Annotated in this window: 12 protein-coding genes; 3 read left to right on the forward strand and 9 right to left on the reverse strand. The window is 56.7% G+C overall.

Annotated elements, in window-relative coordinates:
• Positions 1–14: 14 nt before the first annotated feature.
• Positions 15–206: a hypothetical protein gene (locus tag ABH944_RS04470; RefSeq protein WP_404604401.1), complete on the reverse strand. Its 192-nt coding sequence runs from the start codon at positions 204–206 to the stop codon at positions 15–17.
• Positions 207–410: 204 nt separating this feature from the next.
• On the opposite strand from ABH944_RS04470, the gene ABH944_RS04475 reads away from it, so the two are divergent.
• A complete protein-coding gene (locus ABH944_RS04475; protein WP_404604400.1) occupies positions 411–1,430 on the forward strand; it encodes an integrase in 1,020 nt (339 codons plus the stop codon).
• Positions 1,431–1,508: 78 nt separating this feature from the next.
• On the opposite strand, the gene ABH944_RS04480 is transcribed toward ABH944_RS04475, so the two are convergent.
• From ABH944_RS04480 to ABH944_RS04495, 4 genes are all read right to left on the reverse strand, one after another.
• Positions 1,509–3,206, reverse strand: coding sequence for an HNH endonuclease (locus ABH944_RS04480; RefSeq protein ID WP_404604399.1), 1,698 nt, complete (start codon positions 3,204–3,206; stop codon positions 1,509–1,511).
• 868 nt (positions 3,207–4,074) lie between these two features.
• Entirely contained in the window at positions 4,075–5,136 is a 1,062-nt protein-coding gene (locus tag ABH944_RS04485; RefSeq protein ID WP_404604398.1) for a hypothetical protein, read from the reverse strand.
• Between the two features lie 204 nt (positions 5,137–5,340).
• Positions 5,341–5,574, reverse strand: coding sequence for a hypothetical protein (locus tag ABH944_RS04490; protein ID WP_404604397.1), 234 nt, complete (start codon positions 5,572–5,574; stop codon positions 5,341–5,343).
• Positions 5,575–6,329: 755 nt separating this feature from the next.
• On the reverse strand, positions 6,330–7,004 hold the full coding sequence (locus ABH944_RS04495; protein WP_404604396.1) for a recombinase family protein: 675 nt from the start codon (positions 7,002–7,004) through the stop codon (positions 6,330–6,332).
• 504 nt (positions 7,005–7,508) lie between these two features.
• Here ABH944_RS04495 and ABH944_RS04500 point away from each other — a divergent pair.
• Together ABH944_RS04500 and ABH944_RS04505 are read left to right on the forward strand one after the other, a co-directional pair.
• Positions 7,509–8,930 (forward strand): hypothetical protein, encoded by a 1,422-nt coding sequence (locus ABH944_RS04500; RefSeq protein ID WP_404604395.1) that lies wholly within the window; start codon positions 7,509–7,511, stop codon positions 8,928–8,930.
• Between the two features lie 291 nt (positions 8,931–9,221).
• On the forward strand, positions 9,222–10,991 hold the full coding sequence (locus ABH944_RS04505) for an NACHT domain-containing protein (RefSeq protein WP_404604394.1): 1,770 nt from the start codon (positions 9,222–9,224) through the stop codon (positions 10,989–10,991).
• Positions 10,992–11,503: 512 nt separating this feature from the next.
• Here the strand turns inward: ABH944_RS04505 and ABH944_RS04510 are convergent.
• From ABH944_RS04510 to odhB, 4 genes are all read right to left on the reverse strand, one after another.
• Entirely contained in the window at positions 11,504–11,839 is a 336-nt protein-coding gene (locus ABH944_RS04510) for a transposase (RefSeq protein WP_404604393.1), read from the reverse strand.
• Positions 11,840–12,005: 166 nt separating this feature from the next.
• Positions 12,006–13,103 (reverse strand): cell division protein ZapE, encoded by a 1,098-nt coding sequence (gene zapE, locus ABH944_RS04515; protein ID WP_404604392.1) that lies wholly within the window; start codon positions 13,101–13,103, stop codon positions 12,006–12,008.
• 127 nt (positions 13,104–13,230) lie between these two features.
• A complete protein-coding gene (gene lpdA, locus ABH944_RS04520) occupies positions 13,231–14,661 on the reverse strand; it encodes a dihydrolipoyl dehydrogenase (protein ID WP_404604391.1) in 1,431 nt (476 codons plus the stop codon).
• Positions 14,662–14,765: 104 nt separating this feature from the next.
• Entirely contained in the window at positions 14,766–16,058 is a 1,293-nt protein-coding gene (gene odhB / locus ABH944_RS04525; RefSeq protein ID WP_404604390.1) for a 2-oxoglutarate dehydrogenase complex dihydrolipoyllysine-residue succinyltransferase, read from the reverse strand.
• Between the last annotated feature and the right edge of the window lie 134 nt (positions 16,059–16,192).

A 16,192-nucleotide genomic window follows, 5' to 3' on the forward strand; every position in this document is an offset into this window, starting at 1 on the left:
AACGATCAATGAAATTAGTTCAGAAACAGCTTGGCGAACTGTATACAGACAGCAGCAAGGCCGGTGCCCATAGCCAGCACGCCGCATGCGGTCACGAGCGACGTTAACCACCGCTGCGCTCGGTTGGTCTTCTGCACATCCTCGAACACCCGCGTTATCTCGGCTTGGAGCTTGGCGAGGTCTGCCTGCATCATGAGGATGTCCATGGGTCCCACCGTGAGCGAAGTGAATCGTGCAAACAGTCTACGCCGTATGAGCACGCCAGCCCAGCGTGGGATTGCGCTCCTCGCCTACCTTCGCTGGCTCGCCTGACGGGAGCACTTCACAGACGGTTCTGCATGGCATACTGACGAAGCCGAGAAACGGCGGCATGACCGCCCGCACCTGCATCCGACCAAGGAGATACAGGTATGGGCGCCATCCAAAGAGGCCCCAGCGGGCATTACACGGCGAAAATCCGTATCAAGGGTTTCCCACCTTTATCACGTACATTCCCAACACGCCCAGAAGCTGAGACGTGGCTGGATGAGCAAGAGACGCTCATTCGAAAGCGTATTCACGAGGTGAAAAAAGAAACCGAGCGCCACCGGATAGCAACGGAGTGCGCTCCACAGTACCGAACGCTGGGCGACCTGATGCGTCGCTATCTTGCAGTAGTAACGCCCCAAAAGCGCTCTGCTGACCAAGAAGCACTTCGAATGAAGGGGCTGCTCAAGCATTCGTTAGCAGATTGTCCCATCAGCAGTCTCAGTCCCCAGCGCGTCGCCGAGTGGCGCGACCTGCGCCTACAGTCCGTCAGTAGCTCAACCGTCAAGCGCGACATGACTCTGCTTGCGCACGTGCTCAAAATCGCATGCGATGAATGGGGCGAGCCATTCGCGAAGAATCCGTTTAGAGCCGTCCGCCGACCAAGGGAGGCCAGGCCCCGCGACAGGCGGTTCAATGCGGGCGAAGAGGTCGCGCTTCTAGCTGCCTGCGACGAAGCGCGGGCGGCCTACCTGCGCCCCATAGTTGAGCTTGCGATTGAAACCGCGATGCGCCAGTCGGAGATCGTTGGACTTGATTGGTCGAGAGTCAATTTAGCCCGCCGATCCGTCCACCTCACGATGACGAAGAACGGTACCTCACGCGGAGTGCCGTTATCGCTCCGCGCAATGAATGTCCTGGACCAACTACCTGGCGACAGGCTGGGCCAGGTATTTGCGGGCGTGACAGCGGAGGCAGTAAAGCGCGCTTTTATTCGAGCGAGAAAGCGCGCCGGTATGGAGGATTTCCGCTTCCACGACTTAAGACACGAGGCCACCTCTCGATTGTTCGAGAAGGGTTTGACCGTGCCTGAAGTCGCACGAATCACCGGCCACAAGACTTGGACGATGCTTGAGCGGTACACCCACCTTCAACTAGAAGACGTCGCACGGCGGCTCGATTGATTCTGTCTAGTCGTCAATCAATCGACCAGCCCGTTCGTGACACGCCTGCAATCATTTATCCGCCAATCGCGAATCAGACTAACCGCCAATCCCCGCTCTCAACTGCTCCAATGTCAGCCACTTACGCTTTGAATGGACTACCCGGTGGCAGTTTGAGCAGAGAAGAACCAAGTCGCTAACTTTCGTTTTCTCACCAGCCTCCATGGTATGGACTGGCTTCGTGTGATGAACGTCGATAATTCCCGCGCCGATCGTGCCGTACTTGTTTGTGAAGTCAAAATTGCACGCAACGCAAAACAGTCGGCCATGCTTCTTCAATGCTTGTGCTTTCGCCTCTTCAACCAGCCGCCTGTCGCGCTCTCGATAGCGATGTACCCGCGTCGCGACTTTCCCTTCCTCTGCCTCTTCAATACCCGGCTCGTCTGGGCCCGAAAGGTCTGCGTCGTTCTTGTGTTCAACGATCCCGTTCCGAATGAACTGAGCTACCTCGGCCAACCGCTGCGGCTCACTAGCGAACTCGTCCCAAACTCGAACTTCATCCTTATTTCCCCGCGTCAAGCCCTTCTTGCCCTCAGCCGTGTATTGTGGGTCTAGGCGTCGGAAGTTCATCAACTTCATGTAGACGCCGTTGTCGTTGCGGTAACTATCGCCCGTGCGCTGCCCAAGTACACTCCCGAGGCTATTGAGGATGTTTGATAGCTCCACAATTTCGGGCGATCCCTTTCCAGGTGGCGATGCTCGGTGATTTATGTACAAGTCAAGTGCAAGGATTAACTCGTCGCGAGACCAGGGTGCATTGCGCCCGGCGCTGCTCACCTTACGCGGCAGCGCAACATCCTCAAATCCGAAGCTAAAGGCCCAAGCTTTGACCTTCTCCTCCTCCCCGGCGATAGCCGCCGTCCATAGGGGATGAACCTCCCCCGGTAGCTGTTTGGTTTCGCGTAATAGGTTGTCGAAGTCGGCGTCAGACCACACCTTGAGCCTTGCAGCCCGCTGCATTGCCGCAGTGGGGAATGCCCAGTTTTGCTCCTCTTGTGTCCACGCTCGCTGGAACGGCTGAGTCACCGCTAGCCCGAGCGGCGGCAAGCCAACTTGATAACACGCGTAGTCAATTCTGGTCTGAAGTTTTCCCTGTACCCTACCATGCGTCCGCATGTCATTCATACCGACAGCGGCAGCGGCATCATCGTTCGAGAAAGGCGGGATCACACCATCATTTTTCGCTGCGACAGCCTTCAGCCATTGCAAGAGAGCTGCTGTGCGCGTTTGCGTAGGGCTACTCTCGTCGACGGGCGGTGTTGACCAAGCGTTGGGAAGTCCGAGCGCTCGTCGGGAGAACCAAGTCGCTCTCGAAGAGAATTCTTGGGGGTAAGAGACGACAATTTGCTCGTAGGAAATTTCCCTCTCGTTCGCATCAGTAAGGGTCTTGAAGCCCTCCGTCGGACTGGACCGACATACGGCGCTTTCTGCCGCCCCGATAAGACCACGCTTACGCAACTGGTCAAAGGTCCGAGAAGCGTGGCTGCCATGAGAGGTCTTGATCGCCACATACCGACTCACTGCCTCAACGATCTTTTCTTGCGCGGGACTGAGGATTGATAAATCGAGGCCGGTCTTTTGAGCTACAAGAATTCGCCCTAGCTGAGCCGCCCGCCAATCCAGCGCGCTCTGCAACTCCGCCGTCATGCGTCCGCTGAATTCAGCGTTCTCTTTGAACTGCCCGAGCTCGTCCCAGCTAGTAAGACCTTGAATCGTACGGGAAATCTTCTCGTCCATTATTCGCAATGCCCCCGGTCAAGCTTGTCGGATTTTCGTTTGGTGCTTTTACGTAAATCCTACCACTGGACGTAGAGTTCTCAGGCACTGACATGGCAAAGGCCCACAACCGCCCCCTCGTGCGCCGGTAGCCCTAAGTGCTCCTCAGAGAAGAACCTTCGGCAATGCAGAAGAAGCGGAAGCACGGCTGCGCGTCGCTCGCACTAGACGCTCCAACCCGCCGTTCGCATGATCTCAACCAACTCCGGGTTTGCCATGCCTAGCTCGAATAGGTGACCCTTCGGAACCGTGCTCAAATCGGGCGTGTCAATGTGCAACCGCTGACATTGCACCGCCAGTCTACCGGTCGGATACACTTGTGCCGACCAGTCACCGATCTCAACGCGATAGCAATCGCCAGCGGCCTCCCTGCGCTTGGCATCCAAGATCGCTTCGTATCCATCCCGTGAGCGTGTCGCCTCCCACCGTTTCGCCAACCGATTCCTGCCGTCTAAGACAATCGGTCGCGCTATCTGCTTGCACGACCAGCACCCGCAGTCGAAGACCCGGCGCTTCACACTCCCGCACCTGTCGCAAGGCTTGCCAATGAAATTGGTTTGCCCTTCGATCAGCGCGTCAATCCGCTGCGGGTACAGCGTTTGTCGCCGCAGCGCCTGCTCGAATGCTGGATCAGCGCGAGCAATTGCTCTATGCCTCCGCGTCAGCTTCGCCGCGTGCGGGCTAATCTGCCACCCTCCTGGGCTTAACGTGTTCCTACTGCCTCTAGGTTTGCTCAAGTCCTACCCTCCTCAACTGTTTAAAGCTCCCGGTAGGTGGGTCGCCCGCTCGGACAGCCGCGTGACCGACCGCATCGCCACGCACGCGCCCGTCATACGACGTTCGTCTCGAACGCGTCTGTGTCGACGTAGGGATTGCTGTACATGTCGACCTCCAGGCGAGAGCCGTCTACAAGACCAACAAACGTACAGCACTCCTTCACCGACTGCGCTGGCACTGCCCAACCGGCCGTTTGCCGCTCTGCCCATGAGTCCAACCGGCGCATTGCGTCCGCTGCTGCTTCCTTATCCTCGGATTGCGAACGCAGGTGGTGGAGCATGTCCCAAAATCCGACAGTGGCCTTCCTCACGGGGCTCAACGCATGCCACCAGACTCGCGCTAATTCGGCCGTCTCGGACAAATCCACTGGCGGCGGCTCGATACGTGGCGACGTGGACTGCGGCACGCGCCGAAGCGCATTCCGGCGAGCTAGAGACTCAGTATCGCCACTTGCAATCGCCGTCTGGTCGGCGAGTTGGAACTCGCCAATCGACACAGCACGCATGCGGAGCAGCACCGTCAGGCTAACTAGATCACCCGCGATCTTCACGCAGAAGTCCTGCCACGCATTGCCTGTGAGAGTCGCCCGTGGCCGAAGCATGTATGACAGCTTGGTCCCGTCGATCCGCACACCGTCCGCCAGGAACTCGGTCTTGCCCGCGAACGGAATTCCAGCGGCTTTCTTGACTCCGGCCACTGCGCGCTTAATGTCGGTTCCTAGTTTCACTAATGCGCCGTCGTAACCAGCGTTGCTCAGCTTGGTAGACACCGCCTTGCGATCCGGCCTTGATAGTTTGCGCGACAATCGCTGCTTATCAACCATCACGCCCAGCTTCTGACCGATCAGCTTGCAAAGCGCTGCGTTACTCTCTGTTGCCAATTCCGGCGACTGAATCAGCAAATCTGCCAGCGAGGACGGCCAGCTTTCGGAACCATCTACAACCCGCACGAACTGACTAACTTTGATCCGCGTACCATCTTCGGCTGCCGACTTCCGCTCAATGCGCGCTGCATCTGCAAGATTGGCTGCAGCGCGTGCGGCAATGTACTTCTGACCGTCCGTACCGGCTGCGGCCTGTTCAATCTCTGCACTTAACGTAAACGATTGATTCACGCATCCTCCCTTAATCGGCCAACAGATTTCTGGATGGCTTCAATGGCACGGACCATGGCCGCGAACATCGCCGTCTACCCCCAAAACACTGGTAGTTACAGTAATTGAAAGGGGGTACGCTCCACTCACCGCGTACAGACAGGTGCCTACTTGTCGGCATGTAAGTCGCGGCCTTCGTAATTGCCGTCAACACCACGGTACGAGTCAGGCCGCACTCCAACCCGATAGCTCTCGCACCGCCATGCGTGCCAGCTTTTGCTGTTCACCCATCCAAATCTGTAGCTCACGGTGGAGAAGCTCAGCGACCTTCTCGGGCGTTGGCGTCTGCATCCGGGCTACCCTGTGCTTCAATCGGGCAAGCTCCTGCGTTAGCTCTTTGCCGATGCGTTTCGTTGCCCTGCGCTCGCCTTCTGCCATAGACTCAATACAAAATTCCAATGCAATCTCCTCACGGTTGAAACAACACCCGGCCCCATGCTGGATGCTGTCAGAACCGGGCACTGGCGATACTCTGCGCGATGCCCCAAGTCATGCAAAGAATCCTTCCATCAAAAAGAGGACTACTAAGGACAGATCGGGAGATTACACACCGGCCATACGGTCATAGGGCTCTTTACTGGCTCTCCGGCCTACCCGCTGCCTCCGGGCGTCCCTACCGCGTCCGCGCCTCGCTGCGCGGCCTGTCATCCATCCGAACTCTCCGCCCATGCAGGCCGTAAACGCAAAACGCCCAGTAGATTGACGGATCGGTCGCGGACTACAGGCGTATCGCCATGGTCTGCGTCAAATCAACCAACCTACCGGGCGTCTTTGTACGGCAACTTAGGTGCCGTGCTGCTGCGACTTGCCGGTCACTCCGGGCTTTCTTAACCGTTGCTATTCGGTGCCCTTCGCTCTATCCCACTTGTTGCATGCGGGTCATTACCGGACGAATTCTGTCCGAATCCCATTAAATCGTCAACTCTAGACTGTTGCGTTATTGCGACACCAACCGTTCCGCTTCGCTTCGTGCGCTTGGCGATGACTCGCTTCAAGGCCCTCCGAGGTAGCTGCACCTGCGCCTATTCAGGCAGGCGGGCACAGCAATTACGCAGCGCGGCATCGGAAACTAACCCCTGCCCTGCCGGTGTCGTGCAATCGAAGAAGCCCGCACTTCGGCGGCGCCCCTCTCGTTCTAGTGCGCGGCCAGCGCCTTACTCTGCTGCGCCCTCCTGCCCCAGCAAGCCAGCCGCACGCAATGCCCGTGCAATAGTTGGTCGCGTTGTGCTCAACGTGTCCGCAATCTTCGAGTAGCTGAACCCTGCCTTGCGTAGGTCGATGATCTTGCGGTGCACGTCGGCGTCCGCCTTGCGGCCCGCGTAACCCTTCTTGTCGGTTAGACCAGCAGCATCTTTCGTCCTACGGCGCTCGACACCTTGCGCGGCACGCTCGCGCCTCACCTCGTAGTCCTCTCGCGCCTTGGCTGCAGCAAGTTCGACCATCAAGTCACGCAGTGCGGTCTCGGTAGCGTCGTGTGCCCAGTCATTGCGCTGCGCCTGTGTTGCCTTCAGCAGTTTCCATGTCATCGGCACGTACTTGGCGACAATCAGAACCTTCTTCAGCCGAACGCGCTCTTTGAGGGCCTCCCAGTCTTCCTGCGTCAGACGCGTTAGCCGATCGATGCCTTCGACCAGCAGAACGTCACCTGCATGCGCCTCGGTCAACAGTTCATCCAGTGCTGGCCTGTCCAACTTAGTGCCGGACGCGTTCTCGACGTAAAAGGTGGTGATGCGCGCGCCGTGCTCAACTGCAAACGCAGTAAGGCTGTCGCGTGCGCGGTCTGCGTCTTGGTCCGCTGTAGATGCCCGAAGGTATGCCCGAATTGCCATCCTCGCCTCTCAGTAACGTTTAGGTAAACAAATCGTAACTGGTAACGAATAAGCGGTCAATTTCGACTTAACGTAACTCCACAATGAACTGTCCGGTGGTTTCGTTACCGCATGCCCTAACGTACCGAATAGGGCGGCTTGTGCTCGGTGTCCTGCGTGGCGGATGAGTTGCTGGCTCGCGTGTGGGCTCGTGGGCGTAGCGCCCGCGCAGCCTGCGCTCTCGCGTGCGTAACTCAGGAGCCTTCGCCCGCGTGCGCTTGCCTGCACGTGCGCGTGGCGCGCCTACGGGGGCGTGTGAGCTGGGGCGGCCGGCGTCAGGTCGCTCAAAAATCTAGATCGAAATTCCGTCGCGCTGTGAAATTAGCTAGTCCAGCGATCAGTTCGCTGATCAGCAGAAGCCACCATACTGCCCACGGTAATTGCAGACGAATACCTGATAACCTAAAAGCGTAAGACGCACACATGTACGCACATGTAACATCCACATTCCGTTGGGAGACTGGTTTGGCCCAAAGCCTCTGCGATTATCACGGCATTGATCCGGCCGTATTCGATGCCACCGGAGCACTCGATCCGGTACTAGGAGTTGATACGCGGCTTTTCATCGACCCAAGCCTATTGCGTCAGACGGAGACGCCCGAGCTTCTGGTCAGCTACCAACGCGTCATAGATCATTTCACGGACGTGTTGAAAGTTGTCAGCAACATCGGGATCGCTGGCGATGTATTTTGGAGAAAGGCGGACCAGATGCTCACTTTTCCCGAAGTCCAGGGATTGTGTATCGGTTATGCGACGACAGCGAACTCGGGCAGTGGCATGGGTCCACATCTGCGGGCGCATCTGCTCGGGACCGTTAGCCAAATTGTTCACGCTGGCGTTAATGACCCGGCTCTATTTGAGATCGTTGGCACCTTCGAGGATAACGTCGGCCCAGATCGCATCAGCGACATGGTCGCAAAGATTATTCTTGCTGACCTAATCGCGTTCACGCAACGTGTATGCAGCGATCTGGGCATACCAATGGAACCGCTTCGCGTCGCTAAGGGTCAACCCCCCGAAGACATGCCGGTAAACCCGGTGAGCGGCGGCGCCGTAATCCTTGTTCCGAAAGATGTCCTGCGCGATCTTCCGATTGCCGAAACGTATGGCGACATTGCTCGCATTGCACATCACAACGAGATACTGAGAAACGAACTTAACGCGATTATCGGCAGCGCATGGAGTCGAGCCACAATCTCGGAAAAGAAAGAGATCTTGCGCAATTCCTTTACGAAGTACCCGGAAATTCTTCTGGAGCTATTAGAGGATTACAAGGCGGCGGGAAGGAGTCTGTATGACTTCAAGGATGATCCGTCCGGCGAGACGCTTTGGTATCGGTCAGCAAAGCAATTTTCCAAGGAATACCCGCTCGCCCTCACCCTCGAATCTCCCACGGACACCGGCCGTGTTTTCGCCGTTGTGAAGTTAATCTGCGAGCACTTCAAAGTTCTGATCGAAGACAATCAACTTTGCAAGCTGCTCTATGACAAAGGCGGGAAGCGAAAACACGAGTCCGCTGCGCAATTGTTGTTCTACGGCATCGCCACCGCTTACTGCCAAGCCAATGGCATCGAACTCTCGCCAGAAAGCGACGGCGGCCGTGGACCGGTCGACTTCAAAATGAGCAGCGGTTTTGACGGCCGGGTACTTGTGGAAGTCAAGCTGACCAGCAATTCTCAACTGTTTCACGGATTCGACAAACAGTTACCGATCTATCAGAAAGCGGAGCGGGCGACACGCGGTGTCTATCTTTTCATCGACAATGGGATGTCTGAAGATCGCATGGAGGCGTTCAAAAAGCACGTAACTAGCGCGGGCGCAGATGCTCCGGAAGTAATGATCGTTGATGGAATTGTGCGTCCGTCCGCAAGCAAGGCCAACTATTAGAGCGATCTTTGCGCGATCGAGGGGCTTTCGCCTACCCAATTCAAACTAGGATCGGCGGCAGAGTACAATGACCCGTTTCTCTTAACCGTGACGAGCGCATCGACCTAAGCTTTCAGGCGGCGGCCTTCACATAACGTCTACGTGCTGTACTCGGCGACCATAACATGACAACAATCGGGGATCAAAACTTGTCAGGTGGCCGAGGCAATTACGGCCTGATAGGTTTTTAGCCTGCGATGTCGTACAACACATCTTCTCTAACAATAACAACCTCTCCTACAAAAACCAGCCATGCCAGACTTCTCTGCTGCACTTGCATTGTTGAAGAAACCCATTGAAGACTTGTACACCTCGGCAACGGGCGCTGCTAAGGAAAAGATCGCAGCCCTTAGAGCCGCATCGAAAGTAAAGGAATTGCATCGGCGGCTATGGGAAAGTCAGCGGGTTAAGACAATTTGGCACACAGATCGCCCGTTAAGCCTGAGTTCGTTCTATTACCCAGTCGCGGTAGTTGGTCAAGAAGCGACTAACTCTCCCATAGGAACCAGATTAAACTCTCTCGATGACCTACCTAATAGTCATAACATCATCTTTGGTACGGTAGGACAGGGCAAGTCAATTCTATTGCGATACCTGCTGGGCAAAGAAATAAAGTCCGGTGTTCGGATTCCCGTTTTATTTGAGCTTCGCAACGTCGAAAAATCACTTAAGACTCACCTCTCCGAACGATTTTCAATGCTGCTGGGTTTGAAAAACGATGAAACTGTCTTCACGTCATTTGCAGAGGCGGGGAAAATAACATTCTTCTTAGATGGATTCGATGAGATAGAGCCCAACAATTTAAAGAAAGTAACATCAGAAATAGAGGATTTATCTTACGAATACGGCGATTGCCGCATTGTGGTCACATCGCGGCCCGATTCCGAGTGCAAGCATCTCACAAACTTCCATACAAATTCGATCTGCCCGCTCAGCGAATCGGATCTGAAACCGTTTTACAAAAAAGTTACGCGGGATGAGGACCTTACATCTCGGCTACTTGCTGCAATCAAAGCTTCGCCAATGCAGATACGGGAACTCGTTCGAACACCACTCCTGGCGACCCTTCTTGCTATCTCTTACAAAGCTGCTCATAAAATTCCCCTCGATTTCGCGGAGTTCTACGATGAACTTTTCCAAATCCTTCTGGTGCGCCACGACGGTTCGAAGCTTGGATGGCGACGGCAACGAAAAACAAAACTGAATGACCGCGAAATTCAAATAACCTTTGAGGCGTTCTGTTTTGCCACTCGACGGCGTCAGACCACAGCACTCGACAAGGACTTGTCGTATCAACTTGCGAACGAAAGCTTGGCCGATGCCAGCTTGCAAGCGGACCCTGCACAGTTCATAGAGGACATCAAAAAGGTAACGTGTCTACTGGTTGATGAGGGGAAGAAAACGCATTTCGTTCACGCGAGCGTTCAGGAGTTCTTTGCAGCACGTTACGTTAAGACTCGAACAGAGCCGGTTGCACAAAAATTTTATTCGCAACTGCTTGCGGGAAAATGGGCAAATTGGAAACAAGAGTTGTTATTCCTGTTTCAGATCGACGAACACAGGTCTACCAAGTACTTTAAACTTCCTGACTTAAACAAAACTGTCGAGGATTTTCTGAACGGTTCGGATAAAGCGGACGCTACGCATGTCGCTCGCTATCTGTCATCATTCGCCGTCGATCGCGTTAACACGATGCGAGATGGTAAGGTCGCAAGTAGTTATGTCTTGAAAAAGTTGCGATCAACTAAGACGTATTGGTATGACACGCTCGACAATCGCCTGATTATGACTAGCTTCGGAGTTAACAAGCAAGGCCGAGTTTGGAATCAAGGATTCGTAGACAATCCCGAATTACAACGTCAAGACTGCCTCCAGATCGTAAGCGCACAGGGACCAGACTCGCTTTCGGACTTCGAACAAAAGGTACTATCTGCGTTAAGTTATTTCCAAACCGAACAATTACGACTGACGGACTTGGTTAAGCGTCAAGAGACTACTACCTCCTTTATCGATCTAAGCTAGCCTTGCGGCCCGCATTTATCAATTGAACGGGGCCTTCGGCGAGCGATGCAACGCAAGGCTTCGTAGTGATTCTACTGACCGTGCAGCATTGCGCTTCGGGCTAGCCAAATAGCCCGCCCCGACCTAGCCTGTATAACAGTCGTCCTCCGCTACGCTACCAAATCGACTGGCGCGTCTCGGATAGGTAAAGTGTCAAGAGTCTCATCTTAGAAGTCACTGCCACAATTCTCCGCCTGTACCAATTTCGTAACAAGGCCGGCCCCGAAGCACCGCTAACATCGGCTTGAAAGCCCTGCTGTGCAATCCTCACCGATTGCATTGGCTTTGAAGCGGCGAGGGCAGATTTGATCGGCTCTAGTATCGAAGTCAGCGCGATGCCTCGGCGACTGGCACCGTATTGCGCCTACATGAGCGGAATCGTCGCATCCGGAGACGTATACTCGGTACTGGTCATCAATAGCCTTGAAGCGGCTGTGACGTGGTTCGCTAAATCTCCCCCGCCTCCGGCTGAGCTAGAATCGCTGTACCACGGCTGTACCACTGGCCGGGTTGAGTGGGAGTAACCGCAGAGTGCTTATCGGGTCGTGAGCCTTAGCCAGCATCACGCGCGCGAGCACGCCGGAGTCATGCCATGATTTGAAGCGCCGGTGACACGTCTGATACGACGGATATTTGCGGGGCAACGTTGACCATGAAGCGCCGCTGTACATGACCCAGAGCACGCCGTTGAGCACGGCGCGGGTATTGGCGAGCGGCCGCCCGCGCAACTCGGAACGGGGTCGCAACTCGGGCAGCAAAGGCGCCACCATTTGCCATTCTTCGTCGGACATATCGCGGTAAGGCTTCATGGTTCTCTCCAATCACAAGTAAGTGATTAGAAGATACCGATCGGTCCGATACCCCGGTATCAGACATGTCCGAATCTTGAAATACGGTTCAACGCCTTACAGCAGTAAGCTCGTGGCGAAATTATGAGTCTCGCATTGTCAACTCGGCCGTTCGGCCGACGCTGCTTCAGGTCAACGAGGTATCCACCAGCCGGCGCTCCGACTCCAGATACTCCTTCGACTGCATCTCCGTGATCCGCGAGACCGTGCGGGCAAACTCGTTGGCCATCGGTCCTTCCACGTACAGTTCTTCCGCGGTTACCTCAGCCGACATCAGCAGCTTCACCTTGTGGTCATAGAACACATCGATCAGCCAGGTAAACCGCCGCGCCTCGGACGCATTGCGCGGCGACATCTTCGGTACATCGGAGAGAATCACCGCGTGGAAGCGGCTCGCCAGTTCGAGGTAATCGTTCTGCGAACGCGGGCCGCCGCAGAGCGTCGCGAAGTCGAACCAGACCACGCCATCGGCTTTGCGCAGCGCCTTCAGCTCACGCTTCTCGATGCGCAGGATCGGGCTTTCGTCCGGCACAGCGGCAAGCTTGGCGAAGTCGGCGCGCAGCGCCTTGTCGGCGGCAGCGCCCAGCGGCGTGTGATAGGCGGTCACTTGCGACAAGGTCCGCTTACGATAGTCCGTACCGGCATCGACATTGATCACGTCCAGCTTCGACTTGATCAGCTCGATGGCAGGCAGCAGCCGATCGCGATGCAAGCCATCGGGATACAGCAAATCAGGGTCGTAGTTCGACGTCATCACGAACTGCACGCCGGCGCCGAACAAACGGTCGAGCAGCCGGTAAAGAATCATGGCGTCGGCAATGTCCGAGACATGGAACTCGTCGAAACAAATCAACCGGTAACGCTTTGCGACGCGTCGCGCGAGTTCATCGAGAGGATCGGCCGTGCCCTTCAACTCCTCCAGCTCGCGATGCACCTCGCGCATGAACTCGTGGAAGTGCAGGCGCGTCTTGCGCTGCACCGGCACCACCGCGAAGAAACTGTCCATCAGGAAGCTCTTGCCGCGCCCCACGCCGCCCCACATGTAGACGCCTCGCGGGATCTCCGGGTGCACGATCAGCTTCTTGAACGCGTTCGAGCGGCGCGCCTTGTACGCGACCCACTCGTCATAGCAACGCTGCAAACGTTCGACCGCCGCCAGTTGTGCTGCGTCCGACTGATAACCCCGCGTCTGCAGTTCGTTTTCGTAGTATTCGTTGACGTTCATGGTGCGAGGGACCGGGTGCCCTGAAGTGAGCCAAAATGAGCTGAAGAATCTGAAGGCCGCGGATAAAACAAAGGCGAGCGGGAAAACTCCCGCCCGCCTTCGTCCTGCTGCTCAAGCAGTGCCGCTATTACATGTTGAGCGCGCGTTTGTCGACGGCGAGCGCGGCTTCGCGCATCACTTCCGACAACGAGGGGTGCGGATGGCAGATCCGGCCGATATCTTCCGATGCCGCCTTGAACTCCATCGCCACCACGGCTTCAGCGATCAGGTCCGACGCGTTCGCTGCAATGATGTGGCAACCGAGCAGTTCGTCGGTCTTCGCGTCCGCAATCATCTTCACGAAACCGTCGGCCTTGCCGATACCCAGCGCGCGGCCGTTCGCCATCATCGGGAACTGGCCGGTCTTGATCTCGCGGCCTTCGGCCTTCAACTGCTGTTCCGTCTTGCCGACCCACGCGATTTCCGGTTCGGTGTAGATCACCCACGGAATGCAGTTGTAGTCGATATGCGGCTTCTGACCGTCGATGATCTCTGCCACCAGCACGCCTTCGTCTTCGGCCTTGTGCGCGAGCATCGGGCCACGCACCACGTCGCCGATCGCATATACGTTCGGCACGCTGGTCGCGCAGTGGTCGTCAACAGGAACAAAACCGCGTTCGTCCGTCTTCAGGCCGATGGCTTCCAGACCGAGGTTGTCCGTGTTCGGCACGCGGCCGATCGACACGATCAGGCGGTCGGCGTCCAGCGTCTGCGCATTGCCGTCCTTGTCCGTGTAGGCCACCGAGACGCTCGAATCCGTCGTTTTCACTTCGCCGATCTTCACGCCGAGATGAATGTCCAGGCCTTGCTTCTTGAATTGCTTCGCAGCTTCTTTGGCGAGCGACTCGTCGCACGCACCGAGGAACGCGGGCAGCGCTTCGAGCACGGTCACGTCCGCGCCCAGACGGCGCCACACCGAACCCAGTTCCAGGCCGATCACGCCCGCGCCGATCACGGCGAGCTTCTTCGGCACGGCGTCGAACGACAGCGCGCCTTCGTTGTCAGCAACAATCTTGTTGTCGACCGGAATGCCCGGCAGATGACGCGCCTTAGATCCCGTCGCGATGATCACGTTCTTCGCGGTCACGGTTTCGGTTTCTGCTTCGCCGCTCACTTCGATCTGCACACCGGCGTCCGTCTTGCCGGTGAACTTGCCGTGACCCTTCAGCCACGTGATCTTGTTCTTGCGGAACAGGAACTCGATGCCTTTCGTCATCTTCTCGACAATGCCGTCCTTGCGGGCGAGCATCTTCGAAATATCCAGCTTCACGTCACCCACGTTGATACCGTGATCGGCCAGGTGATGCGAAACGTTTTCAAATTCTTCCGACGAAGCCAGCAGCGCCTTCGACGGAATGCAGCCCACGTTCAGGCACGTGCCGCCGAGCTTCAGATTGCCGGCCGGGTTCTTCCAGCTTTCAATGCACGCAACCGACTTGCCGAGTTGCGCTGCACGAATTGCCGCGATGTAACCGCCAGGGCCCGCACCAATCACGACGACATCAAATTCTTTGGACATGACTATCCTTCTCTTGTTGGATACACAACGCGTCCGGGTCTACCGAACGCGCCGTGAGTCCCAAATAAGGTTCTACTGCCAGATTTAAAGGGCCAACGCCGGGCTTACAGGTCCAGCAGCAAGCGAGCCGGGTCTTCCAGCGCATCCTTCATCGCGACCAGCGACAACACCGCTTCGCGGCCGTCGATGATCCGGTGGTCGTAAGACAGCGCCAGGTAGTTCATCGGACGAATCACGATCTGGCCGTTCTCGACCACTGCGCGCTCCTTCGTTGCGTGCACGCCCAGGATGGCCGACTGCGGCGGGTTGATAATCGGCGTGGACAACATGGAGCCGAACACACCGCCGTTCGAGATCGAGAACGTGCCACCCGTCATTTCTTCGATCGACAGTTTGCCGTCGCGCGCCTTCACGCCATATTCAGCAATCTTCTTCTCGATATCGGCCAGGCTCAATTGATCCGCATTGCGAACGATCGGCACCACCAGGCCACGCGGCGAACCAACAGCAATACCGATGTCGAAGTAACCGTGATAGACGATGTCGTTACCGTCGATCGACGCATTCACCAGCGGATACTTCTTCAGTGCGTGGACAGCAGCTTTCACGAAGAACGACATGAAGCCGAGCTTCACGCCATGTTCCTTCTCGAACTTGTCCTTGTACTTGTTGCGCAGGTCCATCACGGGCGCCATGTTCACTTCGTTGAACGTGGTCAGGATGGCGTTGGTTTGCTGCGACTCAAGCAGACGCTCGGCAATGCGTGCGCGCAGACGCGACATCGGCACGCGTTGTTCCGGGCGATCCTTCAGCCATTGGTCAGCGCCCGGCGCCTTCACGTCCGGCAGGGACGGACGAGCAGCCTTGGCAGGAGCGGCCGGCTTTGCAGCAGGCGCGGAGACCGCAGCGGAAACAGCCGGCGCGCCTTGCGTGGCGGCCAGTGCGTCGCCCTTCGTGATGCGGCCATCGCGGCCCGAACCCGAAACCTGGTCGCTCGAGACGTTCTTCTCGGCCAGGATCTTGGCGGCCGACGGCGAAGCCGACGTGTTCGAAGCGGCAGCCGATGCCGTTGCCGGAGCAGCTTCCTGCGCGGCCGGTGCCGGCTGCACTTCAGCAGCGCCTGCAGCGGCGGCAACTGGCGCTGCGCCCGCTTTCGCTTCCGTATCGATCGTCGCGATCAATTCTTCAGCCGTCACTATATCGCCGTCATGCTTGATCACTTGCGCCAGCACGCCTGCAGCCGGTGCCGGCACTTCCAGCACGACCTTATCCGTTTCGACTTCGACGAGAATTTCGTCGATGGCAATTGCTTCGCCCGGTTTTTTCTTCCACGTCAGCAAAGTGCCTTCCGACACGGACTCAGAGAGCTGGGGAACCTTGACTTCTACGATAGACATTATGTTTTTTCCTGAATGTATCTGGGTACAACGTCAATTCCTGGGGAGTTCGACGCCGTCAATTCCTGGGTGACCAGAGCGTGTAAATGCAGCGCGCGTCCAACGGGTCTTGCCAACCGCGAGCGCTGCTTGTG

Source organism: Caballeronia udeis (genome assembly GCF_044909315.1).
Lineage (GTDB): Bacteria > Pseudomonadota > Gammaproteobacteria > Burkholderiales > Burkholderiaceae > Caballeronia > Caballeronia udeis_A.

Excerpts from the sequence above, each read along its gene's own strand:
- lpdA (WP_404604391.1), bottom strand. The coding sequence starts at position 14,661 with ATGTCCAAAGAATTTGATGTCGTCGTGATTGGTGCGGGCCCTGGCGGT.
- ABH944_RS04505 (WP_404604394.1), top strand. The coding sequence starts at position 9,222 with ATGCCAGACTTCTCTGCTGCACTTGCATTGTTGAAGAAACCCATTGAA.
- odhB (WP_404604390.1), bottom strand. The coding sequence starts at position 16,058 with ATGTCTATCGTAGAAGTCAAGGTTCCCCAGCTCTCTGAGTCCGTGTCG.
- ABH944_RS04495 (WP_404604396.1), bottom strand. The coding sequence starts at position 7,004 with ATGGCAATTCGGGCATACCTTCGGGCATCTACAGCGGACCAAGACGCA.
- ABH944_RS04475 (WP_404604400.1), top strand. The coding sequence starts at position 411 with ATGGGCGCCATCCAAAGAGGCCCCAGCGGGCATTACACGGCGAAAATC.
- ABH944_RS04480 (WP_404604399.1), bottom strand. The coding sequence starts at position 3,206 with ATGGACGAGAAGATTTCCCGTACGATTCAAGGTCTTACTAGCTGGGAC.
- ABH944_RS04510 (WP_404604393.1), bottom strand. The coding sequence starts at position 11,839 with ATGAAGCCTTACCGCGATATGTCCGACGAAGAATGGCAAATGGTGGCG.
- zapE (WP_404604392.1), bottom strand. The coding sequence starts at position 13,103 with ATGAACGTCAACGAATACTACGAAAACGAACTGCAGACGCGGGGTTAT.
- ABH944_RS04470 (WP_404604401.1), bottom strand. The coding sequence starts at position 206 with ATGGACATCCTCATGATGCAGGCAGACCTCGCCAAGCTCCAAGCCGAG.